Here is a 25,752-nt window from a genome sequence, read left to right as displayed (position 1 = left end):
TTTGAAAGGACATTTCGATGTTTTACAAGGACGAACGGCTTGCGCTGTTCATCGATGGTTCCAATCTGTATGCGGCGGCCAAATCCCTGGGATTCGACATCGATTACAAGCTGCTTCGCGCGGAATTCATGCGCCGGGGCAAGCTCCTGAGGGCGTTCTACTACACCGCGCTCCTCGAGAATGACGAGTATTCGCCCATCCGCCCGCTGGTCGATTGGCTGAACTACAACGGCTTTTCCATGGTCACCAAGCCGGCCAAGGAATACACCGACAGCCAGGGCCGCCGGAAGGTCAAGGGCAACATGGATATCGAGCTTGCGGTCGATGCCATGGAACTCGCCCCGCGCGTGGACCATATCGTGCTCTTCTCCGGCGACGGCGATTTCCGCCCGCTCGTGGAAAGCCTGCAGCGCCAGGGCGTGCGCGTTTCGGTCGTGTCGACCATCCGCAGCCAGCCGCCGATGATCTCCGACGACCTGCGTCGCCAGGCCGACAATTTCATCGAGCTGGAAGACCTCAAGGACGTGATCGGCCGCCCGCCGCGCGACAACCAGAACTCCGAGCGCGAGACGGCCGACGCCCAGCAAGACTGAACCCGCGGGCCCCGGCGCCGTGACCTGTCACCCTCCGGCCCGGGCGCCCGCCGCCCGGGCCTTCGCATGTCCGCCCCCTCTGGACGCGGACCGCCACAGGCCTTACCTCTGGCCCACGATGCAGGAGGCCCGATGACCAAACCGCCCCTCACCCTCTACCTCGCCGCCCCGCGCGGCTTCTGCGCCGGCGTCGACCGGGCGATCAAGATCGTCGAGATGGCGCTGCAGAAATGGGGCGCCCCGGTCTACGTGCGCCACGAGATCGTGCACAACAAGTACGTGGTCGACGACCTGCGCGCCAAGGGCGCCGTCTTCGTCGAGGAGCTTGAGGACTGTCCCGCCGACCGGCCCGTGATCTTCTCCGCCCACGGCGTGCCGAAGGCCGTCCCGGCCGAGGCCGCGCGCCGCGAGATGGTCTATGTCGACGCCACCTGCCCGCTGGTCTCCAAGGTCCATATCGAGGCCGAACGCCACGCCGCCAACGGCCTCCAGATCATCATGATCGGCCATGCCGGCCACCCCGAGACCATCGGCACCATGGGCCAGCTGCCCGAGGGCGACGTGCTGCTCGTCGAAACCGTCGACGACGTGGCCAATGTCACCGTGCGCGACCCCGAAAAGCTGGCTTTCGTCACCCAGACCACCCTCTCGGTCGACGACACCACCGATATCGTCGCGGCGCTGAACGCCCGCTTCCCGGCCATCAAGGGCCCGCACAAGGAAGACATCTGCTACGCCACCACCAACCGTCAGGAAGCGGTCAAGGCGATGGCGGCGCAGGCCGACGCCATGCTCGTGGTGGGGGCGCCCAACTCCTCGAACTCCCGCCGGCTGGTCGAGGTCGGCGCCCGCGCCGGCTGCCACTATTCCCAGCTCGTCCAGCGCGCCGCCGATATCGACTGGCGCGCCCTCGAGGGCATCACCTCCATCGGCATCACCGCCGGCGCGTCTGCTCCGGAAGTGCTCGTGGACGAGGTGATCGAGGCCTTCCGCGCCCGCTACGACGTGACCACCCAGCAGGTGGAAACCGCGCAGGAAAACGTCGAATTCAAGGTCCCCCGCGTCCTCCGCGAACCCGCCTGATCTACGTGCGCCGCCATTTCCCGCGCGGAAAACGACCCGGAAATTGCGCATTTTCCGGGCGCGGAACCCGAACCGGCGCCTGCTGAACCTCCCCGCACCGCGCACATCCCTGCGCGCCTCGCATCACTGGCCCCCAAGAGGCCCCGGCTCAGAGGCCGGGGCGGGACGAGAAGGGGGGCTACGGAGCCTGAGCCTCGGAGATCCCACCCTCCGTGTCGGAACCCGCCCCGGGCATGACCCGGGGCCTCTCCCACCTCCACAACTACGCACACCCACCCCGCACTTGATCCCCCGCCTCCCCCGAGCCTAAGCTCTCGCCAACCCCAGCTGCGAGTCCCGCACATGACCCTCCAGTTCCTCATCACCGCCCTCGTCGTCGTCATCGCCCCCGGCACCGGCGTCATCTACACGCTGGCCATCGGCCTGGGCCAGGGCCGCCGCGCCTCGGCCTTCGCAGCCCTCGGCTGCACGCTCGGCATCGTCCCGCATATCCTTGCGGCCACGCTCGGCCTCGCCGCCGTCCTCCACGCCTCCGCGCTCCTCTTCCAGATCGTCAAGTTCGCGGGCGTTGCCTACCTGCTCTACCTCGCCTGGCAGGCGCTCAAATCCGACGGCGCCCTCTCCGTCCGCCCCGACGCGCGGGCCGAGCCGGGCCTGACCGTCGCCCGCCGCGGCGCGCTGATCAACGTCCTCAACCCCAAGCTCTCGATCTTCTTCCTCGCCCTCCTGCCGCCCTTCCTGTCGGGCAACCCGGCCACGGCATCGGTCGAGATGCTGGCGCTTGGCGGCGTCTTCATGGCCCTCACCCTCGCGGTCTTCCTGCTCTACGGGATGTTCGCGGCAGCGGCCCGCGACCGGCTCCTCGCCTCGGAACGTATCATGCGCTGGCTCGGCCGCGGCTTCGCGGCGATCTTCGCCGCCCTCGCAGGCCGCCTCGCCCTCGAACGCGCCTGACGCCGCCCCGGACTTGATCCGGGGCCTCGCGCCATCCACCCCCCGCCCCCGGCCTGACCCGGGGCCTCGCGCCGCCCAGGCCGCAAACCCGCCCCTTGAACCCGCCCCGCCCGCGCCTTACACCCTGCCCAGCACGCCACGGCCCGGATACCCCCTTGACCGACATCCCCCGCACGCCCCTCCTGCTCGGCTTCGCCGGCCTCGCCCCCTTCGTCTGGAGCGTGCTCACCGTGCTCCAGCCGGGGCTCGCGGAATGGGGCGCGCGCATGCTCGGCCCCCGCTTCGCCGGGGCCTATGTCATGCTGTTCTACGGCGCCATAATCCTCGCCTTCATGTCCGGCGTGCTCTGGGGCTTCGCCACGCGGCTCGACGGACCCCGCGCCACCACCGGCTACATCCTCTCGGTCCTGCCCGCGCTCTGGGCCTTCTTTACCACCGGCGGCGGCGTCGCCTCCGCCGGCCTCTCCCTCATCGCGGGCTTCATCGCCATCCTCGGCCTCGACTGGCATTTCTGGCGGCTGGGGGCGGCGCCCGAATGGTGGATGCAACTCCGCCTCCTGCTCACCATCGTCGTCGTCACATGCCTCGCGATCGGAGTGATCTTCTCATGACCGCCGACAAGCAAACCCTCGACGTCTACGCCGCCAAGCGCGACGACTACGTCCGCACCACGGAAGACCACGCCGACGACCCCCAGCTCACCGCCTTCATCGGCGCCCTGCCCTCGGGCGCCCACGCGCTCGACCTCGGCTGCGGGCCGGGCTGGGCGGCGGCGCAGATGGCCGGGGCGGGGCTGACCGTCACCGCCACCGACGCCTCGCCGGAGATGGTCGAGCTTGCCAGCCACATCGCCGGCGTCACCGCCCGGGTGGCCAGCTTCGACGACATCACCGAAACCGACGCCTATGACGGCATCTGGGCGCACTTCTCCCTCCTCCACGCCCCGCGCGCCGACATGCCCCGCCACCTCGCCGCCCTGCGCCGCGCGCTCAAGCCCGGCGGGCTCTTCCATATCGGCATGAAAACCGGGGAAGGCGCGCATCGCGACGCGCTCGGCCGCCACTACACCTACTACACCGCCGCGGAACTGCACACGCTGCTCACCGACGCGGGCTTCACCCCCTTCTCCTCGCACACCGGCACCGACAAGGGCCTTGCCGGCACGATGGACCCCTGGATCACGATCGCCGCCCATGGCTGAGCTCTTCGCCTATACCGACGGGGCCTGCTCCGGCAATCCCGGCCCGGGCGGCTGGGGCGTGCTGCTTCAGGCGATGGATGGCGACACCGTCGTCAGGGAACGCGAGTTGAAGGGCGGCGAGGCAGAGACCACCAACAACCGCATGGAACTCCTCGCCGCGATCCACGCGCTCGAGGCGCTCAAATCCCCCTCCCCCATCACCATCGTCACCGACTCGGCCTACGTGAAGAACGGCGTCACCGGCTGGATCTTCGGATGGAAGAAGAACGGCTGGAAAACCGCCGCGAAGAAGCCGGTGAAGAACGCCGAACTCTGGCAACGCCTCGACGCCGCCCAGGCGCGCCACAAAGTCACCTGGGAATGGGTCAAGGGCCACGCCGGCCACCCCGAGAACGAACGCGCCGACGCCCTGGCCCGCGCCGGCATGAAACCCTTCAAGCCGGCCAAAGGCTGAACCCGGGATTTCACTGTTCTCCAAATACTCAAATCGCTACGCCCAGACGCAGGCGCAGCGCATTGAGTATTTCTGGAACAATGAAACTGCAGGGGCGCGCCCGGCCTACCGCCGGCGCACCCAGTAGGTCCGGTAGAGCCAGATCAGCAGCAACGCCCCCAGCACGGCCCCGATCAGCCCGGCCAAGATGCCCAGCACCGCCAGCGCAAGCTGCAGCACCAGTCCGCCGATCAGCGCGCCCGCGATGCCGATGCCGATCGTGGGCAGAAGACCCGCCTCGACCCGCATGATCCGCGTCGCCAGGTACCCGGCGACCGCGCCGACGATGACGAGAAAGATGATGTTCATCGCCGCTTACCTCCCCTTGCGCCAATGCGTCGGCACGATAATCAGCGCGCCGATGGACGAGATGATCGCATCCACCCCCGGCGCACCGAACCGCAGCCCGAACATAATCCGGACGAAATAGAACAGGAACGCCCCGCCCATGCAGATAATGATCGACGGCAGGTATCCGTTCCGCGTGAAGCCCGACTTTTCGCTGACATAACCCACGATCCCGGCGATCACGACCGTGCCGAAAAGCTGCAGGAACATGCGCGCCCCCTCTCTACAACCGCGTGCCGCGCGGAAGCTTCGTGCCGCGCAGGAACTCTTCCGCATCCTGCGGCCCCCGGCCCGCCCGCTGCAAGCGCAAAACCTGCACCGCGCCCTCGCCACAGGCCACGGTCAGCGCATCGTCCAACACCTCGCCCGGCGCGCCGCCGCCATCGACCACGCGCGTGGCCAGCAGCTTGATCCGCTGCCCCTCCAACTCGATCCACGCGCCGGGGAAGGGCGACAGCCCCCTGATCTTGCCATCGACCTCCGCCGCGGGCGCGGCCCAATCCACCCGCGCCTCGGCCTTGTCGATCTTGTCTGCATAATTCACGCCGGCCTCGGGCTGCGCCTCCGGCTTCAGCTCCTCCAGCCGCGCCAGCGCCTCGACGATCAGCGCCGCGCCCATGGCCGACAGCCGATCATGCAAAGACCCGGTCGTGTCCTCCGCCTTGATCGGCGTCGCCTGCCGCAGAAGCACCGGCCCTGTATCGAGCCCCGCCTCCATCTGCATGATACAAACACCGGTTTCGGAATCGCCCGCCATGATCGCCCGGTGAATGGGCGCCGCCCCGCGCCAGCGCGGCAGAAGCGAGGCGTGGATGTTCAGGCACCCGTGCTTCGGCATATCCAGCACCGCCTGCGGCAGGATCAGCCCATAGGCCACCACCACCGCCACATCCGCCTGTAATGCCGCGAATTCCGCCTGCTCCGCCTCGCCCTTCAGCCTCTCCGGATGCCGCACCTCCAGCCCCAGCGCCTCGGCCCTGGCATGCACCGGCGTCGGGCGATCCTTCTTGCCCCGGCCCGCGGGGCGCGGCGGCTGGCAATAGACGGCCGCCACCTCGTGCCCGGCCTCCACCAGCGCCTCCAGCACCGGCACCGAGAAATCGGGCGTTCCCATGAAAACCACGCGCATCGGTGTCCCCTTTCCTTCGCCGTCAAACGGTTACGGCCCGTCGGGTGGGTGCCAACCCACCTCTCACCACCACCCGCCTTACCCGGCCTTCTTCGCCTTCCGCAACAGCATGTCCCGCTTCACCTTGCCCAGCCGGTCGAAATAGAGCCGCCCGTTCAGATGATCGATCTGGTGCTGCACCGAGGTCGCCCAGAGCCCGACGAAATCACGCTCCTCCACCTCTCCGGCCGCGTTCAGGAACCTGACCGTCACCGCCCGGGGCCGCTTCACCTTGGCCGACACGCCCGGCAGGTTCGGGCTCGCCTCCTCGTGCTCGCGCAGTTCGATACTGGCATGCAGCACTTCCGGATTCGCCATCCGCACGGCCTTCCCCCGCTCGGCGCTGGCATCCACCACCGCCAGCCGCAGCATCACGCCGATCTGCGTGGCCGCCAGCCCAACGCCCGGCATCGCCTCCATCGTGTCGATCATGTCGTCCCAGGTGGCGCGGATGTCGTCGGTAATCTCGTCGACCGGCTCGGCCTTGCGCCGCAACCGCCCGTCAGGCCATGGCAGGCAGCGCCGAACGCTCACGCCCGCGCCTTTTCCCGCTTCAGCTTCTGCATCCGGCGGGTGATCATCTGCCGCTTCATCGGCCCGAGGTAATCGATGAACAGCTTGCCGTTCAGATGGTCGATCTCGTGCTGCACACAGGTCGCCCACAGCCCGTCGAACGTCTCCTGCTGTTCCTTCCCGTCAAGGTCGATCCAGCGCACGTCCACCAGCTTGGGCCGCGTCACCTCGGCGAACTGCTCGGGGATCGACAGACAGCCCTCCTCGTAGACATTGGTCTCGTCCGAACTGGCCACGATCTCGGGATTGATCAGCACCATCGGCCGCGGCGTCTCGTTCTCGTCCTTGATGCAATCCATCACCAGCAGGCGGCTCATCACGCCCACCTGCGGCGCGGCCAGCCCGATGCCCGGCGCGTCATACATGGTTTCCAGCATGTCCTCGGCCAGCGCGCGCAGCTCGTCCGAGACGTCGCTCACCGGGTCGCACACCTTCTTCAGGCGCGGGTCGGGATGGATGAGAATGGGCCGTTTCATGCAGCTTCATGTAGGCGATGCCCGCACGAGGCGCAACGCCTCTTGCACTCGGGCTTCAGTGCGCTAGCTTGCCGCGACGGACCGGAAACCGGAGGCCCCATGAATTTCGACGACCCCATCGACCGCCGCGGCACCAACGCCACCAAGTGGGACAGGATGGAGGCCTATGCCGGCGTCTCCCCCGCGGACGGGATCGCGATGTGGGTGGCCGACATGGACTTCGCCGCCGCCCCCGTGCTGCAGGAGGCGGTGCAGGGCCTGCTGGACAAGGCCAATTACGGCTATTTCGCCTCCGACGCCAAGGCGATCGAGGCCGCCGCCTGGTGGATGAAAGAGCGCCACGGATGGTCCGTCGACCCCGACTGGATGTCCAGCACGCTGGGCCTCGGCCATGCCATTGCCCTGCTGCTGGAAACCTTCACCGATCCGGGCGACGAGGTGATCATCTTCACCCCGGTCTACCACGAATTCACCAACAAGATCAGCAATTCCGGCCGCGTGGTGCACGAGTCGCCGCTGGTCATCCGCGACGGGATCTACCACATGGATCTCGACGCGCTCGAAGCCGGCCTGACGGGCAAGGAAAAGGCCATCCTCATATCCTCCCCCCACAACCCGGCGGGCCGCATCTGGACCACGGAAGAGCTGCAACAGTTGGCCCAACTCTGCGAGCGTCACGACCTGCTGATGATCTCCGACGAGATCCACCACGATCTCACCTTCCCCGGCCACGGCTACACCCCTTTCATGGTCGCCGCGCCCGAGGCGGCCCATCGCACCATCGTGCTCACCGCCGCGTCGAAAACCTTCAACATCGCCGGCGCCCGACAGGCCGCGGTGACCATCCCCGACGCGGAAAAACGCAAGACTTTCCGCCGCGCGCTGCTCGTCCACCAGACCCAGCCCAACCTGCTGGGCGTCGAACTCACCGCCGCCGCCTACACGCCGCGCGGCGCCGAATGGGTCGATGAACTGGTCCCCTACATCGCCGGCAACGCCACGCTCTTCAACGACGGCGTGGCGCAGATCCCCGGCGCCGTGCCGATGCCGATGCAATCCACCTACCTCGCATGGGTCGACTTCGCCAATACCGGCCTCGCGATGGAGGACGTGCTCGCCCGGGTCCATGACGATGCCCGCCTCGCGCCTTCGGTCGGCGGCTTCGGCACCGGCGGCGAGACCTTCCTGCGCTTCAACCTCGGCACACAACGCGCCCGCGTGGAGGAGGCCGTCTCGCGCCTGCAAGACGCGTTCTCCGACCTGCAATGATCCGGCTCGCGCTGCGGGCGGCGGCGCTGGCCGCGCTCATCGCCGGCGGCGTCATCCTGTGGCAGCGCCTTGCCCCGCCACCGCCCGCGCCACCCCTGCCGCCGCTCACCGAACAGATCGACCGGATCGAGATCGACAAGGGCCAGCGCCTGCTGACGGTCTTCAAGGGCGGCGAGGCGCTCCGAACCTACCCCATCGGCCTCGGCCGCTCTCCCGAAGGCCCCAAGACCCAGCAGGGCGACGGCCGCACGCCCGAGGGCACTTTCCGCATCGACCGCCGCAACCCCAACAGCAAGTTCAACCTCTCCCTCGGCATCGACTATCCCCAGCCACAGCACGTGGCCCAGGCCCGCGCCAACGGCGTCTCCCCCGGCGGCGACATCTTCATCCACGGCCAGCCCAACGCCGTCAAAGGCCTGCGCACCCTGCCGGGCGACTGGACAGCCGGCTGCATCGCCGTCGCCGATAATGTCATAGAGGAACTCTGGCGCATCACGCCCATCGGAACCGAGGTGGTGATCCGCCCCTGACCTTTGCGGTCAGTCCTTCGCGATCAGCGCCACCGGCGCATTTTCCGGCTTCTCGAAATCCACCGGCTGTTCGCCCGTCGCCTCGGTCATGCGCTTGTACTCGAACCGCATCCGGTCGCCCTCCTCCTCGGACGCCACGATCAGGCATTGCGACAACAGCCGCTCGCCATCGTAAAGGTCGACCATCCCCCGCAGGTGATCGGCCACCGACAGTTCCAGCGCGAAGCCCTCGTCCCAGGCCTCCAGCACGCGGAAGGTCTCCTCCCCCGCCTGCACCCGCAGCCGCTGGCTCTTCTTCAGCGCCCGTTTGCGGGCCTCGTCGAGCCCCTGCTGAACCTCCGGCGGCAGATAGGTTGTCATGATGCACCCCAACGCGAAATTACCGAGTCATCATGTAAATCGTAACCGCCGATTCTCAAAAGATATTTCAGCGGTATCCGGGATTCTTCATCAAACTGTCGCTTTCGGCCTCAGCACATGCGGGATCGCCGGGTCGTACAGCGCGCTGTCCTTGAAATCCGAAATCTCGCCCAGAACCGGCCCCACGAGGATCAGCGCCGTGCGCGTGATCTTCTCGTCCCGCACCTTCTTGCGAATGTCCGACAGCGTCCCGCGAATGAACATCTGGTCGGGCCAGCCCACGCGATAGGCCACAACCACCGGGCAATCCGCCCCGTAATAGGGCACCAGCACCCGCTCGATCTCCCGCAGCGCCCGCACGCCCAGATGAATCGCCAGCGTCGTCCGTGTGCGCGCGAAATTCTCCAGCGTCTCGCCCTCGGGCATCGACGTCGATTTCATGCTCACCCGCGTCAGCACGATCGACTGCCCCACTTCCGGCACCGTCAGCTCCTGCCCCAGCGCGGCCGCCGCCGCCGCATAGGCCGGCACACCCGGAATGATCTGGTAATCGATCCCGTCCTTGCGCAGCCTCCGCACCTGCTCGGCAATCGCTCCGTAAAGCGACGGATCGCCCGAATGCACCCTTGCCACATCCTCGCCCCGCCGATGCGCCGCCACGATCTCGGCGTGCGTCTCGTCCAGCGTCATCGACGCGGTGTCCATCACCCGCGCCCCCTCCGGCGCACAGGCCACCACCTCTGCCGGCACGAGGCTCCCGGCATAAAGGCACACCGGGCATTCCCCGATCACCCGCTCCGCCTTCTTGGTCAGCAACTCCGGGTCGCCCGGCCCGGCCCCGATGAAATAAACCGTCATTGTCCCAGAAGCCCCTTCAACTGATCGTTCAGATAGTAACAGATGCACACCCTGCCGCCGCCGCCATGCGCGCCCATGAAGACGCCATCGGCGTCCGAGACATAGGCGCAGATCGCCATGTAATCCTTCAGCCGCTCGTCTTCCGTCGGCCCGCCCCGCGTCAGCAACTCCTCGATCTGCTGCCGCTCGCCCAGCTGCTGTACCGCCCAGGCCGCCTGCTGCATCGGCTCCACCACATCCGGATGCCCCCAGCCCCACATGAAGCTGCCATCGTCCGAATAGGTCCCGATCACCTGCGCATCCGCCGCCACCTCCGGCGCCCCGTCGAAGCTCCAGACAATCCGCCCCTTCTTCTGGTTCACCCGGAAATCGCTGGCCTCCTCCAGCCGCCTGGCAAACTCCGATCCGGCCATCCGCGTCTCCAGAAAGAACCGCGCATTCACCGCCATCTGCCTGAAACTCTCCGGCAATTGCGTCGCCCCGGCATCCGACATGCGCCCGGCAAATTCCAGCAGGATCCCGTTCATCCCGTGCCCTCCTTCTTCGCCAGATCCCCGTCGATCTTCCGCGCATAGCCCCGCGGCGTGAACATCCTCGGCCCCTCGCCCAGCATGGCCAGCCGCGAATTGCTCGACCCCACCAGCACCACGGTCAGCATATCCACCTCGTCCACCTCCAGCTCATCCAGCCGCCGATAGCGCACATGCTCCTCCGCCCGCCCCAGCGAGGTGGCCAGCATCACCGGCGTCTCCCCCGGCCGATGCTTAAGCAGGATCTCCCGCGCCTCCGCCAGCAACGTCCGCCGCGTCTTGCTCACCGGGTTGTAGAAGGCGATCACGAAATCCCCCTCCGCCGCCGCGTGCAATCGCCGGATGATATCGTCCCGCGGCGTCAAAAGATCACTGAGCGAGATCGTACAGAAATCATGCCCCAGCGGCGCCCCGGCACGTGCCGCCGCGCCCTGCAACGCACTCACCCCGGGCGAGCACACCACCTCGACCCGCCGCGCCGCATCGCTCACCCCCTGCGCCGCTTCGTCCCGATCCAGCAACTCGAACACCAGCGCCCCCATGGCATAAATCCCGGCATCGCCCGAGCACACCAGCGCGACATTCTTCCCATGCCCCGCCTGCTCCAGCGCATAACGGCACCGCGCCTCTTCGCCCCCCAGCGGGAAATCCGACCGCTCCTTGCCCGCCGCCAGCGGCCCCAGCAGGTCGATATACAAACCATAGCCCACCAGCTCATCCGCCTCGGCAATCAACTTGGAAACCTCCGGCGTCCGCCACGTCGCCTGCCCCGGCCCGATCCCCACGACCGACAGGCGCCCGCGCGCCCGCCCCGGCATCTCGGTCAGCGGCACGTCACACCGCCCCACCGCACAGGTCGCATTCGCCGTCTTCCGCTTCTCGACAACCAGCGCCCCGCCACAGGCCAGCGCCGCCCCTTCGGAAACGCCGTGACACCCCACCTCGGCAAACACCACCTCCGAAGGATTCGCCAGCTTCGGCCTCTCCGCCTCCAGCTCCGCCGCCGTGAACAACCGCAACGGCACCCCCAGCCGACGCGCCACCTCGTTCATCGCCGGCTCGTCCGCCTTCAAATCAATCGTCGCAACGCAGGCCACCGCCCCCGGCGCGATCCCGGCCTCCGTCAAGGCCGCCCCGACCAGATCCCAAAGCTCTTCCGGATCGGCATTCCGCGCACAGCCCACGCCGACAACATGCCGCTGCGGATGATAGACCAGCCGCCGCGCGTCCCCCTCGACAGGCGCCTCGCTGACAACAAGCTCCACAGCCCCGCCATCATCCTCGACACCAAAGATATTCTCGCCGACAACCGACACGCCCTCGCCCGACAGCATCGCCGCCATCGCGTCCTTCGCATCGCCCGGATTGGCCAGCCGATACCTGGCAGGCGGCGCATCCAGCGCCACGCCCATCGCCACGTCGCCGGCCGTCGTCACCGCCGCGATACCGCCCAGCCCCTCGGCAATCTCCGCCGCCAGCCGGTTCGCCCCCCGGTGCCCACCCAACAGCGGCACCACGACACCCCCGTCATCCGACACCGACACCACCGGCGGCTCCACCCGCTTGTCCGACAACATCGGCGCCACCGCCCGGATCAGGATGCCACTGGCACAGACCCCCACCACGGGTACCCCCGCCGCGAACAGGTCCCGCGCATGATCCAGCGCATTGCCGAAAAACGCATCCGCCTTGCCAACACGCCCCTCGCGCCCATGCACCTGCGCGCCCAGCAACTCCGCCACGCGATGCGCCACACCCTCTCCCGACCGGCTCAGCGCCAGAACTACCGGAGTCACAGCCATGGATCGGCCCCTTTCGTCAGCAAAATCATCGAAAAATACGGCGCCTTCTCCGGCGCCTCCGCCAAGGGGCAAACCACCTCGCCCGGCAGGCTCGCACGCTCCACGTAAACCGCCTGCCCGCCATACCCGAGGGCCTCGATCACCCCCCGGATCTTCGGCAGGTGCCGCCCCACCTTCATGATCACCACGCTCTCCGCCCCTTCAATGCGCGCCCGCAACTCCTCCTCGGGCAAGGGCCCCGGCAACACCGTCACCCGCTCGTTCCGTGCCGCCAGCGGCATCCCCGCCCTCGCCGCACAGGCGGTCACAGACGTCACCCCCGGCACCACCTCCACCTCGAACCGTTTGGAAAGCCGGGCAAACAGATACATGAACGAGCCATAGAAAAATGGGTCCCCCTCGCAGAGGCAAACCACGTCCTCCCCCGCCTCCAGCACCGCCGCAATCTCCTCGGCCCCGACATCATACGCCGCCTGCGCCGGCCCCCGCTCGGTGGTCATCGGCACGTCCATCACGATCTCCCGCACGCCCGGCGACATCGCCCCCGCCGCGATCGACCTCGCAAAACTCTCCGCCCCTGCCAGGGCCGGATAGGCCACGACTCTGGCCCCCGAAATCAACCGATGCGCCCGCATCGTCATCAACTCCGGATCCCCCGGCCCCAGCCCGACCCCGTACAAAACGCCGCTCACGAAGTGCCCCCCGCAGCTTCTTCTGGCCCCAAATATCCCCGCCGGAGGCATCCCGCACTCTCGCCAATCGCCTCCAGCTGAAGAAGATGCTCCATCATCACCGCTTCACCAGGCTCCACTGCGTCACCGGCATCAACGGCCGCCACCCCGTCAACCTGCCCACAGGCTCCGCCCTTGCCACGCCGATCTTCACCAGCTCCCCGCCAAACTCCTTGTGCAATTCCAGCAACAACGCCTCGCTCTCCAGCGTCACCGCGTTGCACACCAGCCGCCCCAATGGCCGCAACGCATCCCACGCCGCCTCGAACACCTCGCGGCTCAACCCCCCGCCGATGAACACCGCATCCGGCGCCTCCAGCCCCTCCAGGGCCTCCGGCACCCGCCCGTCGATCAGCTCCAGCTTCGGCACGCCCAGCGCCAGCGCGTTCGCCGCCGCCATCGCCCGCCGGTCCGCCCTTGGCTCGATGCCGATGGCCCGCGCATAGCGAGCCCCGCGCATCCATTCCACCGCGACAGACCCGCACCCGGTCCCGATATCCCACAAGAGCGCCCCCCGCATCGGCATGAGCTTCGACAGCGTCACCGACCGCACCTCCTGCTTGGTCATCGTCCCGTCATGCTCGAAGAGCGCACCCGCCAGCCCCGGCACCCGCGGCAACAGCGCCGCATCCGGCGCCGCCACGCAGTCCACCGCCAGCGTGTTGAAGGCCGGCACCTCATGCGCCCAGCTCTCCGCCACCCCGTCGAACCGCCGCTCATCCTTGCCGCCCATCGCCGCCAGCACGGTCATCCGCGACTTGCCGAACCCCCGCTCGGTCAGGAAGGCGGCGATCTTCGCCGGCGTCTCCGCCCCGGTGGTCAGGATCAGCAGTCGCGCCTGCGGCTGGATAAAGGCGATCATCTGCTCCACGGGCCGCCCATGCACCGTCAGCGTCTCCACATCCGCCAGGCTCCACCCCATCCGGGCCGAGGCCAGCTGAAACGCCGAGACCTGCGGATGATAGGTGATCTCGGAGGGATCAATCGCCCGCCCGATCCGTGCGCCGACCGAGAACCACAACGGATCCCCCGTCGCCAGCACCACCACCCGCCGCCCCTTGAAGGACAGCAGCAGATCAATCAGCGCATCGAACGGGCTCGGCCACGCCACCCGCTCCGCCGTCACCGCCTCCGACAGCCTGTGATGCCGGTCGCCGCCGACGATCACCTCCGCCGCCTCGACAACGGCCCGCGTCGCCGGAAGCAACCCGTCCATCCCGTCCTCGCCGATCCCGACGATATGCAGCCACGGCTCCGCCATGCTCATTCTCCCATTTCCACCGCGAGGCGCGCCTGCAAGGGCGCGACGAGCCGCGCCATCACGCGCGCCCCTCCGGTATCCCCGCCGCCAGTGCATTCACCGCCGCCGAGGCCATCGCCGACCCGCCCCGCCGCCCGCGCAGCGCCACGAATTCACACCCCCGCGGATTGCCCGCCAGCTCCGCCTTCGACTCCGCCGCCCCGACGAACCCCACCGGAAAGCCAAGGATCACCGCCGGCTTCGGCGCCCCCTCGTCGATCAGCTCCAGCAGATGAAACAACGCCGTCGGCGCGTTCCCCACCGCCACCACGGCCCCCTCCAGCCGCTCGGCCCACAGCTCCACCGCCGCCGCCGAGCGCGTGTTCCCGATCCCCGCCGCAATCCCCGGCACCTTCGGATCGTTCAGCGTCACGATCACCTCGTTGTCGCGCGGCAAATACCGCCGGATGATCCCCGCCCCCACCATCTCGCAATCGCAAAGCACCGGCTTGCCCGCCTGCAAAGCCGCCTGCCCTGCCTCGTAGGCCCCGTCCGAAAACGCCAGCCGATCCGCCACCTCGACCATGCCGCAGGCATGGATCAGCCGGATCGCCAAGGCCTCCATCCCCGGCCCGAACCGCTCCAGCCGCGCCTCCTTGCGGACGGTCGCGAAACTCTCGGCGTAAATCGCCTGCGGGTTCTTCTCGTATGGGCGCACTGGTCTGGCCTCGGCTCTCTCGAACACCGGACACCGCTCCGGCAACGCATCTCTCAAACGAACGAACCGCCCGCCTCAGGCCTTGGCCTTCCGCGCACTCTCCAGCCCCAGCGGGTGGTCGGCATGCGGATAGGGGGCGTGGTGGTGGTGGTGATGATCGTGCCCGTGATCGTGGGGATGGTTATGATCGTGGTGGTGATGGTGATCATGCCCATGGTCATGGTGGTGATCATGGTGGTGGTGATGGTGATGATGCCCCGCCATGTCCAGCCGGCACAGCCCGGTGCAGAACGTGCTGCACAGCTGGCAATCCTCCACGTTCGACCCCGGCGCCGACGCCCCCTGCCCCTCGACATGGTGGTGATGGCTCTCCTGCACCGCCCCCACCTCGGCCTCGAAACCCAGCACGGCGGTGCGATACTTGCACATCACGCAGGTCGGCGGCGGCGTGTCGCTGAACGCCGGATGCCCCCGCCGCTCCTCGGCCGAGATCTCCACGACCTCCTCGCCTTCCAGCGCCAGAACCTGTGTCCTGTAGGGGCATGTCCCGCAATTGGGCGGCGGCACCGCGCCCACCTGCTCCCGCACCCGCTCGGCGAATGTCTCCAGCACCTGCGGATGATCGCCCAGGTACCCCGCCTTCACGAACTGCGTGCCGGGATACTCCCCCGCCACCTGGTCGGTGAAGCCATAGATCCGGTCGATCAGGATCCCCGAGAACAGGAAATACGGAAACACCACGACCCGCTTGTAGCCAAGCTTCACCACGTGCTGCAGGCACGGCTCCACCAGCGGGAAGGTGACGCCCGAATAGCCCACCTCGCACCAGCCGAAGCCCATGCCTTCCTGCAACAGCCGCGCAATCTTCGACACGTTGGCATTGGCATCCGGGTCCGACGCGCCACGCCCGATCACCACGAGACAGGTGTCATGCCGGCTCACCGCGCCATGCTCGGCATCGGCGCGCTCCAGCGCCTCGCGCACCCGCGCCCCGGCGGCCGCCACCATCTTCGGGTCGACCCCAAGCTCGCGGCCATAGCTCACCTCGATCCCGTGCTTGGCGGCATAGGTATTCAGCACCGTCGGAATGTCGTTCTTCGAATGCATCGCCGCGAACAGCATCCCCGGCACCGCCAGGATGCGCTCGCACCCCTTTTCCCGCAACCGGTCCAGCCCGTCGCGGATCACCGGGTTGGCGAACTCGAGATAGCCGTATTCCATCTCCCACTCCGCCGGCAGAAGCGGCGGCAGCTTCTCGGCCAGCGTCGCGAACTCGTCCACCGCCGACTGGCTGCGCGAGCCGTGGCCGCAGATCATCACCCCGGTCTTGACCATCCGGTTCACGCCTCCCGCGGCTCGGCGTCGGCGGCGTCCTCGTCGTCGGCATCCTCGGCGGCCTCGGCCGCCTCTTCCGGCTTCCGCCGCTTCAGCGCGGCCCACAGCCCGATGGCAATGGCGGCCCCGACCGCGGCGGCGCCCAGCCAGTGATGGTGCCCGGCCGCCTCGGCCAGGTGCCCCGGATGCGCCTCGGCGGCGGCCCCGGCCATCAGGGCGGCCACGCTGGTGGCCATGAAACTGGAAATTCTCATGCGGCGTCTCCCTTGTTCAAACGTCACTTGCCGGCCCGGTCGAAAAGGAGAGCACTGACGACATGAAGCCTTGGCCCCCGGTTTGGGTCGGCCGCCCTTCACACACCTTTCCGGCCCGATCTCCGGGCATCGTCTTCCCGCCTCTATAGGCGCCGGGCGCGGCCCTTGCAAACCAAGAATCGGCACGCCCCGCGCCGGATACGACATGTGCAGCCGCGCACGGCCGCTGCGCGCCTCGCGCCCTGTGCAGGGAACCCGCACCGGCCTACCTCGTTGCCTAACCAAAGGAGGATCCCATGGGTTTGCTCGTCGACGGCGAATGGAAAGACAAGGGCTACGACACCGACAAGACGGGCGGTAAGTTCGTCCGCTCGGAAACCAAGTTCCGCAACTGGATCACGGCCGACGGCTCCGCCGGCCCCTCGGGCGAGGGCGGCTTCCCCGCCGCCTCGGGCCGCTACCACCTCTACGTCTCCTACGCCTGCCCGTGGGCCCACCGCACGCTTGTGTTCCACAAGCTGAAGGGGCTCGAGGACCATATCGGCGTCTCCGTCGTCCACCCCGACATGCTCTCGGAAGGCTGGGAACTGAGAGACGACTACCCCGGCGCCACCGGCGACAGGCTCTACGGCCTGCCCTACCTGCGCGAGCTCTACCTCAAGGCCGACCCGCAGATCTCCGGCCGCGTCACCGTGCCCGTGCTCTGGGACACCGAGCGCGAGACCATCGTCTCCAACGAAAGCGCCGAGATCATCCGGATGTTCAATTCCGCCTTCGACGAGATCACCGGCAATACCGACGATTACTGGCCCGAAGCGCTCCGCGACGATATCGAACCGGTGAACGACCGCATCTACGACACCGTCAACAACGGCGTCTACAAGGCCGGCTTCGCCACCTCGCAGGAGGCCTATGACGAGGCCGTCCATCCGCTTTTCGACAGCCTCGACTGGCTCGAGAACCGCCTGTCAGAGAACCGCTACCTGATGGGAGAAACCATCACCGAGGCCGACTGGCGCCTCTTCACCACGCTCGTCCGCTTCGACCTCGTCTACCACACGCACTTCAAGTGCAACCGCAACCGGATCATGGATTTCCCCAACCTCTGGGGCTACCTGCGCGAGCTCTACCAATGGCCCGGCGTGAAGGACACGGTGAACTTCGACCACATTACCCGCCACTACCACATGAGCCACCGCACGATTAACCCCTACGGCATCGTCCCGATCAATCCGAACCCCGACTTCGACGCGCCCCACGGCCGCGGCTGATCAGGCGGCACCCGCCGGATTGAGTATTTGGACCCAAGAAGAAGCAGGACGCCCCGGCTTCTTCTGGCCGGAAATATCCCGGGGAGCGTTGAAACCCCGCAAGGGTTTCAACGTGGGGCAGCGCCCCTTGAACCGGCCCCCAACTTACTCCGGCGCCCGCGCATAATCCGCGTCGCTCACCTGCTCCAGCCAGTCGGCCACCCGTCCCTCCTCTGCCTCCTGCATGGCAAGGTGGCACATCATCGAGTCGGGCGCCGCGCCGTGCCAATGCTCCTCGCCCGGCGCGAACCACACCGTGTCGCCCGGCCGGATCACCCGCGGCGCCTGCCCGCGCAGGCCCACCAGCCCCACGCCCGACAGCACGTGAATCGTCTGGCCCAGCGGATGGGTGTGCCACGCGGTCCGCGCGCCCGGCTCGAAGGTCACCTTCAGCGCCCTGACGCGCGCGGGCTCCGGCGCCTCGATCACCGGGTCCTGCCAGACCCGGCCGGTGAAATACTCGGCACTCGCCAGCCGGCTTTCCCGGTCCTCGGCTCTCATGATATCCATCTGCGTCTCCCTTCCGATGCGCTCCGCCCTCACCCTAGGCGCCCGGCCGACACATTCAACTCCCCGCCGCGCGCCGGCGAAATTCCCCGCCCGAATCCCTTGACGCCCCCCGTCTTTGGCCGTAAAGACCCCGAACGGATTTCGGGGCGCCGCCATTGGTGGTGCCCGTTTGTATTGAACGGGGCCACACCGCGCCCTGACCCAAGACGAGGATGACCCCATGTCGCGCGTGTGCGAACTGACCGGAAAGAAGCCGATGGTTGGCATGAACTCCAGCCACGCCAACAACAAGACCAAGCGCCGGTACCTGCCGAACCTGAACGATGTGACCCTGCATTCCGAAACGCTGGGCCGCGGCATCAAGCTGCGGATTACGGCCTCGGCCCTGCGCAGCGTTGACCATCGCGGCGGCCTGGACGCGTTTCTTGCCAAGGCCAAGGACGACACGCTGTCGGCCTCCGCGCTGAAGGTGAAGAAAGAGATCGCGAAGGCCCAGGCGGCCAACGCCTGAGGGGTTTGCCCCCTTCACGACGGCTCAAGCACGGCCCCGCCCAACCCGGCGGGGCTTTTCTTTTGTCCATATGTCCGGTCTCGAAGCCGTGCGGGCGCCTGCCCGTGGGGTGGCGCTGCCTACGTTGGTGACTGGCACTTTATGGTGGCCAAGCACATCCGACATTCCAGTGTGGCGTGAGGTCCGCAAAAGCGCCAGCCCGTGGGGACGGGCAGGCGCTCGCGCGGCGGGCTTCGCCCGCGATTCCGCGCGCGTCAGATCCTCACCCCGCAGCACCTCCTCCACCCAGGCCGGCACCACCTGGCTCGCCGGCCCGTGCCGCAGCTCGCTGAAATCCTCCGACGCCGCCGACCGCTCCAGGTTCAGCTCCACCGTCCGCGCCCCGTAGGCCCCCGCCAGCTGCCCGAAGGCCGCCGCCGGATAGACCTGCCCCGACGTGCCGATCGCGGCAAAGATATCCGCCTCCGCCAGCTCCCGGTCGATCCGGTCCATGTGATAGGGCATCTCCCCGAACCACACCACGTCCGGCCGCACGGCCCTTGCCCCGCACGCCTGGCACGCATCCTCCACCGCCATCACCAGCGGCGCCTCCCACCGGTGCCCGCACCCCCCGCACAGCGCCCGGTCCAACTGCCCATGCATGTGCAGCACATTGCGGCACCCGGCCTTCTCGTGCAGCCCGTCCACGTTCTGCGTCACGATCAGCACCTCGCCCTTGTGCTCCGCCTCCAACAGCGCCAGCGCCTTGTGCGCCGGGTTCGGCTCCGCCTCCGCCGCCTGTGCCCGCCGCGCATTGTAGAAATCATGCACCAGCACCGAATCGCGGGCGAACCCCTCGGGCGTCGCCACGTCCTCCAGCGCGTATTGCGTCCATATCCCGCCCTCGTCGCGGAACGTGCCCAGCCCGCTTTCCGCGGAAATGCCGGCCCCCGTCAGGATCACGATCTTTTCCATGCCCCCTGCTTGCCCTATCACTGACCCCATGACCACCCGGATTCTCTTCGTCTGCCTCGGCAACATCTGCCGCTCGCCCACCGCCGAAGGCGTGTTCCGCGCCCTCGCCCCCGAGGTCGAGACCGACAGCTGCGGCACCGGCGACTGGCACGTGGGCGAGCCGCCCTACGGCGAGATGCAGCGCGCCGCCCTCGCCCGCGGCTACGACCTCTCCGACCTCCGCGCCCGGCAACTCGCGCCCGAGGATTTCACCCGCTTCGACCTGCTCGTCGCCATGGACGCCTCCAACATCGAAAACATCGAGGCCCGCCGCCCCGCCGGCAACACCACGCCCCTCCGCCTCTTCACCGATTACGCCCCCGAGGCCGGGATGGACCACGTCCCCGACCCCTACTACACTCGCGATTTCGACGGCGCGCTCGACCTGATCGAAAAAGCGGCACGCGGGCTCAAGGCCAGCCTCTGAGCGCGCCATCCCGCCGCTCTTTTCAGGAAACCCGAAACCCCGTTTCAGCCGCCGGAAAAACACCGCCTCCGATCGGCCAAGCCCCTTGCCCCAACGCCATCCACCACGCAACTGATGGCGGGAAGGAGACGCGCATGGCCGAAATCCCCCTCAAATCCGCCCCCGGCGAACAGCCGCAGGCGACGCAAGCCATCTCCGACACCGTGCGCGAGATGCTGGCCACCCTCCGCACCGGCGGCGCCCGGGCGGCACAGGACTACGCACGCCGCCTCGACGGCTGGGAGGGAGAGATCATCACCTCCCCCGAGCGCATCGAACAGGCCATCGCCGAGACCCCGCAACCCCTCAAGGACAGCATCGGCTGGGCGCATGACAACATCTCCCGCTTCGCCGCCGCCCAGCGCGCAACCGCGCAGGATATGCAGGTCGAACTCCGCCCCGGCCTGATCGCCGGCCAGAAACAGATCCCCGTCCGCTCGGCCGGCTGCTACGTGCCCGGCGGGCGCTACAGCCACATCGCCTCGGCGCTGATGACCATCGCCACCGCACGCGAAGCTGGCGTCCCCGACATCACCGCCTGCACGCCGCCCAACGCGGCGGCCGGCGGCATCCCCTCGCCCATGCTCTACGCCATGCAGCTCGCCGGCGCCTCCCGCATCCTCACCCTCGGCGGGGTACAGGGCGTGGCGGCGCTGGCCTTCGGCCTCTTCGGCGGGCGCCCGGCCGATATCCTCGTGGGCCCCGGCAACGCCTACGTGGCCGAGGCCAAGCGCCAGCTCTTCGGCCCGGTGGGCATCGACATGTTCGCCGGCCCCACCGATATCCTCGTCCTCGCCGACGCCACCGCCGACCCCGAGACCGTCGCCAACGACCTCGTGGGCCAGGCCGAGCACGGGCCGACTTCCCCCGCCTGGCTCGCCACCACCGACCGGGCGCTGGCCGACACCGTCCTGTCGCGCGTGCCCCAACTCATCGCCACCCTGCCCCCGGCCAACCGCGAGGCCGCCACCGCCGCCTGGCGCGACTTCGGCGAGGTCGTCCTCTGCGCCGATGCCGAGGAGATGGCAGCCTACGCCGACCGAAAGGCGCCCGAACACCTCCACGTCCAGGCGGCCGACTTGCCCTGGTGGCGCGACCGCCTCCGCGCCTACGGCTCGCTCTTCCTCGGGGCGGCCACCACCGTGGCCTTCGGCGACAAGGCCGCCGGGCCCAACCACGTTCTGCCCACCTCGGGCGCCGCGCGCTATACCGGCGGGCTCTCGGTCCACAAGTTCCTGAAAACCGTCACCTGGCAGGAAGTCAGCCCCGATGCCCTCCCCGCACTCGCCACCGCCACCGCCGCCATCAGCCGCGCCGAAGGGATGGAGGCCCACGCCCGCACCGCCGACATCAGGCTCGCCGGGGCGAGCCGGGTGCAGGAACGCACGGCAAGCGAAACGGGCTAAGGCACAAGACGATGAACCGTCGGCTCAGCGCCGCCAGAGGGCCGTGACCTTCGCGGGGGCGCCGGTTTCCAGATAGCTCTTCAGGCTCGACAGGATCGCCACCCAGCCTTGACGCGCCATATCGTCTTCGGGAAGCGGCTCGTGCGTGACGGTCAGCTTCGTTGATCCGCCCATTTCCGACAACTCGAATGTGACGGTGGAGACCGCTCCGGTCGGGTCGCCCGCGTGGGTCCAAGTATAGGACAGGGCCTCCGGCGGTTCATGGCGAAGCACCTCGCCGGTCAACTCGGGCGCGTCACCCTCGCCGGCCACCACCTTCACGGCGTCGCCGACCTTCCAGTCGCTGATGATGCGCCGCCCCGCCCAGTAGCATTCCGTGAACTCCGGCGAAGTCAGCGCCTTGAACACCGTCTCGGGCGTGGCCTCGATAAACAGCGCGTATATGAACGTCTTGTCGGTCATGGGAGTCTCCAATCCTTTCTTCAGGGCCCACAGGGCGTCGATCCGAGGCCGTTCGAATTTCGCGATCCAGCGCTCGCTGATTTCTCCAAGCGGAACGGTGTTCAGGAAATGCAGTTTCTCGCGGCCCCGCCATTGCGCCACCACAAGCCCCGCCTCTTCCAGCAACGCCAGATGACGGCTGACAGCCTGCCGGGACATGGTTTGCCCCTCGCAAAGCTGCCCGAGGGTTTGCCCCCCTTGCCGGTAAAGCCGGTCGAGCAGGTCGCGACGCTTCGAGTCAGCCAGCGCCTTGAACACCTTTTCCATGATTCGAAATCATGCAACAATAATGTTGCATGTTCAAGCGGGGCTTTGAAACCAGCCCGTTGTACCCCCTTCGTAAGCAGGGTCTTGCAAACAAGGCTTGCCCCGCGGCCAGTCCCGCCTATTCTCCCCTGTCATCACGACGGTTGAAATCGACGTATATACATAGTATCGCAAAAAGCTATACCAACCAAGGTAAGGCAATCATCATGACAGACTCCAAAGACGTAAAGGGCGTAGGTCCCTCCATGGCCCGCGAACTCGCTTCGCGCGGCATCACCACGGCCAAGGATCTCGCCGAAACCCCGGCGGCCAAGCTCACCGACGTGCCCGGCATCGGCCCGGCCACGGCGCCCCGGCTGATCGAGAACGCCCGCCTCGCCATGGCATCGGATCGCGTCTCGCCCGCCAAATCCGCCACGGCCAAGGCCCCCGCCAAATCCACCACCACCCGGTCGCGCACCAAACCCGCACCGGGCAAGGCCGCCACCAAGACCGCCGGTGCAAGGTCGAAAGCCCCCACCGCACCGCGCAGCCCGGCCAAGACCCGGACCAAGCCCGCCGCAACCCCGGTCGAAACCGCCCACCACGCCGAGACCGCCGAGGCCGCGAAACCCGCGTCCAAGCCGGCCGCGAAGAAACCGAACAAGGCGAAAAAACCCGCCGCCAAACCCAAGGCGGCGAAAACGACCAAGCCGGCCAAAGCGGCCAAGCCCGCCGACAAGACCCAGGTCAAGGCCAAGGACGCCAAGAAGGCCGAGAAGAAAGCCGAGCAGAAGGCGAAAGACGCCCGCAAGGCCGAGAAGAAGGCCAAGGACGCCCGCAAGAAGGCCGAAACCAAGGTCGCCAAGGCTGCCGAAAAGGCCAAGAAGGCCGCCGACAAGGCAAAGAAAGCCGCCAAGAAGGCAGCCGAGAAAACCAAGCTGTCTAAGAATAAGAAGTAGCGCGCCCTACCCGGCCCGCCGCTCCAACTCGTTGCGCAGGCTTTCGGCCTCGTGCCGGGCCTCGCGCAACCCGTCCATCGTCGCCGACAGCTCCGCCTCGGTCTGGCTGAGCTGGTTGGTCAGTTCCGCCTCGCGCTGCTGCAGGTAGGTGATCGCCTGGTCGCGGGTCTCCTCGGCCTCGTGCAGCTCCTGCGCCAGCCGCTCCAGCTCGCCCACGTCCGATTGCGACACCCGGATGAACTTGTGCACCAGCCAGTTGGCGAACCAGCCCAGCGCGAAGGCGACGAACAGAATGATGGCCGTCGCGATTATGAATTCAATCCTGTTCATCCGCCGTGTCTTCCTGCGTCTCGCCGTCGCCACTTCCGGCAGCGTCCGCAGCCCCCTCTTCCGCCTCGCCGGCGCCGTCAGCCTCGCTGCCGGCACCGTCACTGTCCGACTGTTCTTCTGACGTTCCTTCCAGAGATTCAAGCGTTGTTTGCTCTTCGACGATCTCGACGGGCAGGATCACCCGGAATTCGATCCGCCGGTTGGCCTCGCGGCCCTCTTCGGTGTCGTTGTCGGCGATGGGCTGGGTCTCGCCATACCCCACGGCGGAAATCGACGCGGTGAGCACCCGGCGCATCCGCAATTCGTTCAGAACCGTCTGCGCCCGCTCCTGGCTGAGCTGCTGGTTCATCACCTCGCGGCCCTGGCTGTCGGTATGGCCGCCGATCTCCATGGTGATCTCGCCACAGGTCTTCAGGATCTCGGCGATATCGTCCATGATCTCCGACCCGGCCGCGTCGATATTGGCCGACCCCGGCTCGAAACTGATCTTCCGCGTCTCCTGGATCGTGGCGATGCGCGCCTCGCATTCCTCGGGCGTCGGCAGGCTGGCCACCGGGTCGAGCTCCTCGCGGTAATCCACGTCGATCGTGTATTGCGCCCCCTCGCCCAGCTTCTCCGAGAACATGCCCGATATCGCCGAACCGGCCCCGGATTGCCCGGTCAGCCCGCTGATATGCATCTCGTCGGGCGACACCCGCACCACCCCGTTGGTCAGGTAGGATAGCGCGTCGAGCGCGGTCAGCACCCGGTACGTCCACCCCTCGGGCAGCCCCTCGGCCACCCGCGCGCTCATGTGCACCCCGTCCGAGGTGAAACGCGCCCGCGCGAAACTGTCGACCAGCTTGCGCTCGGCGGCGGTGGCGATCCGGCCGCGAAGCTGCACCATCCCCTCGGGCGACAGCGTGGCGGTGAATTCCGGCGTCTCGGGCGTCGTCTCCTCCGGCGGGGCCGGCAGCACGGCATGCAGCGCGAACACCTCCGGCAGCGCGCTTTCAAGCGCCCCCACCACGTTGTCGAACTGCCCCTGCGGCGTGCCTTCCAGCGCCACCAGCGAGATATCGGCATCCGAGAACGTCACCACCCCGCCGCCAAGCTCGCCAACAGCGCCGATCGCCTGCTCGGCCGCCACGGCCCAGTTGGGCGTGGGCACGCCCATCCCCACAAGGCAATTGACCTTGCCGGTCAGCCCGGCCTCGCGCGCCGCCGCGACGATCCGGTCGCGCGCGGCCTCGGTATCGGCGGAACAGGCGTCGAACCGCGCCTCGCCGTCCTCGCTGACAAAGCGCAGGGTGAAGGGCGTGATCACCGGCCGCGGCGCCGAGATGTTCAGCGCCAGCTTCAGCCCCTCGGGCACCCGCCGGGCCAGCTTGTTCTCCATGTCCGCCTTGACCGCCGCGCTCTCGGTCATCGCCGTGACCGAGACCTGCCCGGCATCCAGCGATATCTTCGTCCGCTTCAGGTCCTTCAGCGAGCGCAGCGCGTAATCCGTCGCCGCCTCCCACGTCTCGGGGGCGGGATAATCTGCGGATTCAAGGAAATTCGCCACCGGCTCGCCCGACACCGCCGCCTCGACGGCGCCCACGAACGCCTCCCGGTCCATCGCCGCGGGCACCAGCCCGATCAGCGACACGCCGCTATCATTGCGCAGGATTTCCATGGAGAAACGCGGCGCCGCGATCTGGCCGGTATCCTGCACCAGCATCTGGTCGATCACCCGCGCGGCATCCACCACCGACCCGGCAATCGACAGCGCCTTGAACCGCCGCGCCTCCGTCGGCGCCGTACCGGCCAGGAACACATGCAGCCCGTTGGCGTCCACCTCGGTCCATGTCATGCCGTTCTCGTCAAGCGTGTTGCGCACCGAGTTGCGCGAGGTCTCCTCGACGACCGAGACCGCGAATCGCGCGCAGACAAGGCACAGGATGGCCGCTGTCAGGAACACGCCGCCGATAGCGAATACCGATGAAAGACGCATGGGCCTATACTGTTAATCCAACTGGT

31 protein-coding genes and 1 pseudogene are annotated in these 25,752 nt (G+C 67.8%); 13 read left to right on the top strand and 19 right to left on the bottom strand.

The window, feature by feature from the left end:
* Positions 1–17 precede the first annotated feature (17 nt).
* From RLN94_RS17475 to rnhA, 6 genes are all read left to right on the top strand, one after another.
* Positions 18–593, top strand: a complete 576-nt coding sequence (locus RLN94_RS17475; RefSeq protein WP_350130701.1) for a LabA-like NYN domain-containing protein — start codon at positions 18–20, stop codon at positions 591–593.
* A 132-nt stretch (positions 594–725) separates the two neighbouring features.
* A complete protein-coding gene (gene ispH, locus RLN94_RS17470) occupies positions 726–1,676 on the top strand; it encodes a 4-hydroxy-3-methylbut-2-enyl diphosphate reductase (protein ID WP_350130700.1) in 951 nt (316 codons plus the stop codon).
* A 342-nt stretch (positions 1,677–2,018) separates the two neighbouring features.
* Positions 2,019–2,630: a LysE family translocator gene (locus tag RLN94_RS17465; RefSeq protein ID WP_350130699.1), complete on the top strand. Its 612-nt coding sequence runs from the start codon at positions 2,019–2,021 to the stop codon at positions 2,628–2,630.
* Positions 2,631–2,785: 155 nt separating this feature from the next.
* A complete protein-coding gene (locus RLN94_RS17460; RefSeq protein WP_350130698.1) occupies positions 2,786–3,241 on the top strand; it encodes a DUF3429 domain-containing protein in 456 nt (151 codons plus the stop codon).
* Positions 3,238–3,831 (top strand): class I SAM-dependent methyltransferase, encoded by a 594-nt coding sequence (locus RLN94_RS17455; protein WP_350130697.1) that lies wholly within the window; start codon positions 3,238–3,240, stop codon positions 3,829–3,831. The genes RLN94_RS17460 and RLN94_RS17455 overlap by 4 nt, the downstream gene beginning before the upstream one ends.
* Positions 3,824–4,285: a ribonuclease HI gene (gene rnhA, locus RLN94_RS17450; protein WP_350130696.1), complete on the top strand. Its 462-nt coding sequence runs from the start codon at positions 3,824–3,826 to the stop codon at positions 4,283–4,285. Before RLN94_RS17455 ends, rnhA begins: the two co-directional genes overlap by 8 nt.
* A 105-nt stretch (positions 4,286–4,390) precedes the next feature.
* Here the strand turns inward: rnhA and RLN94_RS17445 are convergent, their stop codons facing one another.
* The 5 genes from RLN94_RS17445 to def (RLN94_RS17425) form a co-directional block, all read right to left on the bottom strand.
* Entirely contained in the window at positions 4,391–4,633 is a 243-nt protein-coding gene (locus RLN94_RS17445) for a GlsB/YeaQ/YmgE family stress response membrane protein (protein ID WP_350130695.1), read from the bottom strand.
* 6 nt (positions 4,634–4,639) lie between these two features.
* Positions 4,640–4,882, bottom strand: coding sequence for a hypothetical protein (locus tag RLN94_RS17440; RefSeq protein WP_350130694.1), 243 nt, complete (start codon positions 4,880–4,882; stop codon positions 4,640–4,642).
* A 13-nt stretch (positions 4,883–4,895) separates the two neighbouring features.
* Positions 4,896–5,801 (bottom strand): methionyl-tRNA formyltransferase, encoded by a 906-nt coding sequence (fmt, locus tag RLN94_RS17435; protein WP_350130693.1) that lies wholly within the window; start codon positions 5,799–5,801, stop codon positions 4,896–4,898.
* 78 nt (positions 5,802–5,879) lie between these two features.
* Positions 5,880–6,374 (bottom strand): peptide deformylase, encoded by a 495-nt coding sequence (gene def / locus RLN94_RS17430; protein WP_350130692.1) that lies wholly within the window; start codon positions 6,372–6,374, stop codon positions 5,880–5,882.
* The gene (gene def / locus RLN94_RS17425) at positions 6,371–6,889 is read right to left on the bottom strand and encodes a peptide deformylase (RefSeq protein ID WP_350130691.1); all 519 of its coding nucleotides are present in this window, start codon (positions 6,887–6,889) and stop codon (positions 6,371–6,373) included. The genes def (RLN94_RS17430) and def (RLN94_RS17425) overlap by 4 nt, the downstream gene beginning before the upstream one ends.
* A 99-nt stretch (positions 6,890–6,988) precedes the next feature.
* Here def (RLN94_RS17425) and RLN94_RS17420 point away from each other — a divergent pair, with 99 nt between their 5' ends.
* On the top strand, positions 6,989–8,158 hold the full coding sequence (locus RLN94_RS17420; RefSeq protein WP_350130690.1) for a MalY/PatB family protein: 1,170 nt from the start codon (positions 6,989–6,991) through the stop codon (positions 8,156–8,158).
* On the top strand, positions 8,155–8,688 hold the full coding sequence (locus RLN94_RS17415; protein WP_350130689.1) for a L,D-transpeptidase family protein: 534 nt from the start codon (positions 8,155–8,157) through the stop codon (positions 8,686–8,688). Before RLN94_RS17420 ends, RLN94_RS17415 begins: the two co-directional genes overlap by 4 nt.
* Positions 8,689–8,697: 9 nt before the next feature.
* Here RLN94_RS17415 and RLN94_RS17410 read toward each other — a convergent pair whose 3' ends face one another.
* From RLN94_RS17410 to RLN94_RS17370, 9 genes are all read right to left on the bottom strand, one after another.
* Complete coding sequence (locus RLN94_RS17410; protein WP_350130688.1) at positions 8,698–9,048, bottom strand: hypothetical protein; 351 nt, start codon at positions 9,046–9,048, stop codon at positions 8,698–8,700.
* A 90-nt stretch (positions 9,049–9,138) separates the two neighbouring features.
* Positions 9,139–9,906 (bottom strand): precorrin-4 C(11)-methyltransferase, encoded by a 768-nt coding sequence (gene cobM / locus RLN94_RS17405; RefSeq protein ID WP_350130687.1) that lies wholly within the window; start codon positions 9,904–9,906, stop codon positions 9,139–9,141.
* Entirely contained in the window at positions 9,903–10,433 is a 531-nt protein-coding gene (locus RLN94_RS17400) for a DUF6882 domain-containing protein (protein ID WP_350130686.1), read from the bottom strand. Before RLN94_RS17400 ends, cobM begins: the two co-directional genes overlap by 4 nt.
* On the bottom strand, positions 10,430–12,238 hold the full coding sequence (gene cobJ, locus RLN94_RS17395) for a precorrin-3B C(17)-methyltransferase (RefSeq protein WP_350130685.1): 1,809 nt from the start codon (positions 12,236–12,238) through the stop codon (positions 10,430–10,432). The genes RLN94_RS17400 and cobJ overlap by 4 nt, the downstream gene beginning before the upstream one ends.
* Positions 12,229–12,930, bottom strand: coding sequence for a precorrin-2 C(20)-methyltransferase (cobI, locus tag RLN94_RS17390; protein WP_350130684.1), 702 nt, complete (start codon positions 12,928–12,930; stop codon positions 12,229–12,231). The genes cobJ and cobI overlap by 10 nt, the downstream gene beginning before the upstream one ends.
* 97 nt (positions 12,931–13,027) lie before the next feature.
* The gene (gene cbiE / locus RLN94_RS17385; RefSeq protein ID WP_350130761.1) at positions 13,028–14,230 is read right to left on the bottom strand and encodes a precorrin-6y C5,15-methyltransferase (decarboxylating) subunit CbiE; all 1,203 of its coding nucleotides are present in this window, start codon (positions 14,228–14,230) and stop codon (positions 13,028–13,030) included.
* A 58-nt stretch (positions 14,231–14,288) separates the two neighbouring features.
* Complete coding sequence (locus RLN94_RS17380; RefSeq protein ID WP_350130760.1) at positions 14,289–14,927, bottom strand: precorrin-8X methylmutase; 639 nt, start codon at positions 14,925–14,927, stop codon at positions 14,289–14,291.
* Positions 14,928–15,002: 75 nt separating this feature from the next.
* Positions 15,003–16,262: a sirohydrochlorin chelatase gene (locus RLN94_RS17375; RefSeq protein ID WP_350130683.1), complete on the bottom strand. Its 1,260-nt coding sequence runs from the start codon at positions 16,260–16,262 to the stop codon at positions 15,003–15,005.
* A 5-nt stretch (positions 16,263–16,267) separates the two neighbouring features.
* Positions 16,268–16,516, bottom strand: coding sequence for a DUF6732 family protein (locus RLN94_RS17370; RefSeq protein WP_350130682.1), 249 nt, complete (start codon positions 16,514–16,516; stop codon positions 16,268–16,270).
* 296 nt (positions 16,517–16,812) lie between these two features.
* On the opposite strand from RLN94_RS17370, the gene RLN94_RS17365 reads away from it, so the two are divergent.
* Positions 16,813–17,787, top strand: coding sequence for a glutathione S-transferase family protein (locus RLN94_RS17365; RefSeq protein WP_350130681.1), 975 nt, complete (start codon positions 16,813–16,815; stop codon positions 17,785–17,787).
* A 144-nt stretch (positions 17,788–17,931) separates the two neighbouring features.
* On the opposite strand, the gene RLN94_RS17360 is transcribed toward RLN94_RS17365, so the two are convergent.
* Positions 17,932–18,336, bottom strand: coding sequence for a (R)-mandelonitrile lyase (locus RLN94_RS17360; protein WP_350130680.1), 405 nt, complete (start codon positions 18,334–18,336; stop codon positions 17,932–17,934).
* A 220-nt stretch (positions 18,337–18,556) separates the two neighbouring features.
* Here RLN94_RS17360 and rpmB point away from each other — a divergent pair, with 220 nt between their 5' ends.
* Complete coding sequence (rpmB, locus tag RLN94_RS17355; protein ID WP_350130679.1) at positions 18,557–18,847, top strand: 50S ribosomal protein L28; 291 nt, start codon at positions 18,557–18,559, stop codon at positions 18,845–18,847.
* Between the two features lie 267 nt (positions 18,848–19,114).
* Here rpmB and RLN94_RS17350 read toward each other — a convergent pair.
* Positions 19,115–19,801, bottom strand: a pseudogene (locus tag RLN94_RS17350) (NAD-dependent deacylase); the annotation flags it as partial.
* 28 nt (positions 19,802–19,829) lie between these two features.
* On the opposite strand from RLN94_RS17350, the gene RLN94_RS17345 reads away from it, so the two are divergent.
* On the top strand, positions 19,830–20,267 hold the full coding sequence (locus RLN94_RS17345) for a low molecular weight protein-tyrosine-phosphatase (protein ID WP_350130678.1): 438 nt from the start codon (positions 19,830–19,832) through the stop codon (positions 20,265–20,267).
* Positions 20,268–20,401: 134 nt separating this feature from the next.
* Entirely contained in the window at positions 20,402–21,712 is a 1,311-nt protein-coding gene (gene hisD, locus RLN94_RS17340; protein WP_350130677.1) for a histidinol dehydrogenase, read from the top strand.
* A 24-nt stretch (positions 21,713–21,736) separates the two neighbouring features.
* Here hisD and RLN94_RS17335 read toward each other — a convergent pair whose 3' ends face one another.
* On the bottom strand, positions 21,737–22,480 hold the full coding sequence (locus RLN94_RS17335) for an ArsR/SmtB family transcription factor (protein WP_350130676.1): 744 nt from the start codon (positions 22,478–22,480) through the stop codon (positions 21,737–21,739).
* A 29-nt stretch (positions 22,481–22,509) separates the two neighbouring features.
* On the opposite strand from RLN94_RS17335, the gene RLN94_RS17330 reads away from it, so the two are divergent.
* Positions 22,510–23,421: a helix-hairpin-helix domain-containing protein gene (locus RLN94_RS17330; RefSeq protein ID WP_350130675.1), complete on the top strand. Its 912-nt coding sequence runs from the start codon at positions 22,510–22,512 to the stop codon at positions 23,419–23,421.
* A 6-nt stretch (positions 23,422–23,427) separates the two neighbouring features.
* Here the strand turns inward: RLN94_RS17330 and RLN94_RS17325 are convergent, their stop codons facing one another.
* Positions 23,428–23,751, bottom strand: a complete 324-nt coding sequence (locus RLN94_RS17325; RefSeq protein WP_300891270.1) for a hypothetical protein — start codon at positions 23,749–23,751, stop codon at positions 23,428–23,430.
* On the bottom strand, positions 23,738–25,726 hold the full coding sequence (locus RLN94_RS17320) for an OmpA family protein (protein ID WP_350159024.1): 1,989 nt from the start codon (positions 25,724–25,726) through the stop codon (positions 23,738–23,740). The genes RLN94_RS17325 and RLN94_RS17320 overlap by 14 nt, the downstream gene beginning before the upstream one ends.
* Positions 25,727–25,752 lie beyond the last annotated feature (26 nt).

This window comes from Roseovarius sp. (genome assembly GCF_040223625.1).
Classification (GTDB): domain Bacteria; phylum Pseudomonadota; class Alphaproteobacteria; order Rhodobacterales; family Rhodobacteraceae; genus Roseovarius.
Note: the sequence above shows the minus strand (reverse complement) of the source record. Positions and strands in the feature narration are given on the sequence as shown.

What these genes read in the sequence shown, in the direction of transcription:
- RLN94_RS17375 (WP_350130683.1), bottom strand. Translation starts at nt 16,262, where the DNA reads ATGGTCAAGACCGGGGTGATGATCTGCGGCCACGGCTCGCGCAGCCAG.
- fmt (WP_350130693.1), bottom strand. Translation starts at nt 5,801, where the DNA reads ATGCGCGTGGTTTTCATGGGAACGCCCGATTTCTCGGTGCCGGTGCTG.
- RLN94_RS17325 (WP_300891270.1), bottom strand. Translation starts at nt 23,751, where the DNA reads ATGAACAGGATTGAATTCATAATCGCGACGGCCATCATTCTGTTCGTC.
- RLN94_RS17475 (WP_350130701.1), top strand. Translation starts at nt 18, where the DNA reads ATGTTTTACAAGGACGAACGGCTTGCGCTGTTCATCGATGGTTCCAAT.
- def (WP_350130691.1), bottom strand. Translation starts at nt 6,889, where the DNA reads ATGAAACGGCCCATTCTCATCCATCCCGACCCGCGCCTGAAGAAGGTG.
- RLN94_RS17320 (WP_350159024.1), bottom strand. Translation starts at nt 25,726, where the DNA reads ATGCGTCTTTCATCGGTATTCGCTATCGGCGGCGTGTTCCTGACAGCG.
- RLN94_RS17335 (WP_350130676.1), bottom strand. Translation starts at nt 22,480, where the DNA reads ATGGAAAAGGTGTTCAAGGCGCTGGCTGACTCGAAGCGTCGCGACCTG.
- RLN94_RS17410 (WP_350130688.1), bottom strand. Translation starts at nt 9,048, where the DNA reads ATGACAACCTATCTGCCGCCGGAGGTTCAGCAGGGGCTCGACGAGGCC.
- RLN94_RS17415 (WP_350130689.1), top strand. Translation starts at nt 8,155, where the DNA reads ATGATCCGGCTCGCGCTGCGGGCGGCGGCGCTGGCCGCGCTCATCGCC.
- rpmB (WP_350130679.1), top strand. Translation starts at nt 18,557, where the DNA reads ATGTCGCGCGTGTGCGAACTGACCGGAAAGAAGCCGATGGTTGGCATG.
- RLN94_RS17360 (WP_350130680.1), bottom strand. Translation starts at nt 18,336, where the DNA reads ATGGATATCATGAGAGCCGAGGACCGGGAAAGCCGGCTGGCGAGTGCC.
- RLN94_RS17465 (WP_350130699.1), top strand. Translation starts at nt 2,019, where the DNA reads ATGACCCTCCAGTTCCTCATCACCGCCCTCGTCGTCGTCATCGCCCCC.
- RLN94_RS17345 (WP_350130678.1), top strand. Translation starts at nt 19,830, where the DNA reads ATGACCACCCGGATTCTCTTCGTCTGCCTCGGCAACATCTGCCGCTCG.
- RLN94_RS17370 (WP_350130682.1), bottom strand. Translation starts at nt 16,516, where the DNA reads ATGAGAATTTCCAGTTTCATGGCCACCAGCGTGGCCGCCCTGATGGCC.
- RLN94_RS17420 (WP_350130690.1), top strand. Translation starts at nt 6,989, where the DNA reads ATGAATTTCGACGACCCCATCGACCGCCGCGGCACCAACGCCACCAAG.
- rnhA (WP_350130696.1), top strand. Translation starts at nt 3,824, where the DNA reads ATGGCTGAGCTCTTCGCCTATACCGACGGGGCCTGCTCCGGCAATCCC.
- RLN94_RS17400 (WP_350130686.1), bottom strand. Translation starts at nt 10,433, where the DNA reads ATGAACGGGATCCTGCTGGAATTTGCCGGGCGCATGTCGGATGCCGGG.
- RLN94_RS17440 (WP_350130694.1), bottom strand. Translation starts at nt 4,882, where the DNA reads ATGTTCCTGCAGCTTTTCGGCACGGTCGTGATCGCCGGGATCGTGGGT.
- RLN94_RS17365 (WP_350130681.1), top strand. Translation starts at nt 16,813, where the DNA reads ATGGGTTTGCTCGTCGACGGCGAATGGAAAGACAAGGGCTACGACACC.
- cobM (WP_350130687.1), bottom strand. Translation starts at nt 9,906, where the DNA reads ATGACGGTTTATTTCATCGGGGCCGGGCCGGGCGACCCGGAGTTGCTG.
- ispH (WP_350130700.1), top strand. Translation starts at nt 726, where the DNA reads ATGACCAAACCGCCCCTCACCCTCTACCTCGCCGCCCCGCGCGGCTTC.
- RLN94_RS17445 (WP_350130695.1), bottom strand. Translation starts at nt 4,633, where the DNA reads ATGAACATCATCTTTCTCGTCATCGTCGGCGCGGTCGCCGGGTACCTG.
- RLN94_RS17330 (WP_350130675.1), top strand. Translation starts at nt 22,510, where the DNA reads ATGTTCAAGCGGGGCTTTGAAACCAGCCCGTTGTACCCCCTTCGTAAG.
- hisD (WP_350130677.1), top strand. Translation starts at nt 20,402, where the DNA reads ATGGCCGAAATCCCCCTCAAATCCGCCCCCGGCGAACAGCCGCAGGCG.
- RLN94_RS17455 (WP_350130697.1), top strand. Translation starts at nt 3,238, where the DNA reads ATGACCGCCGACAAGCAAACCCTCGACGTCTACGCCGCCAAGCGCGAC.
- cobJ (WP_350130685.1), bottom strand. Translation starts at nt 12,238, where the DNA reads ATGGCTGTGACTCCGGTAGTTCTGGCGCTGAGCCGGTCGGGAGAGGGT.
- cbiE (WP_350130761.1), bottom strand. Translation starts at nt 14,230, where the DNA reads ATGGCGGAGCCGTGGCTGCATATCGTCGGGATCGGCGAGGACGGGATG.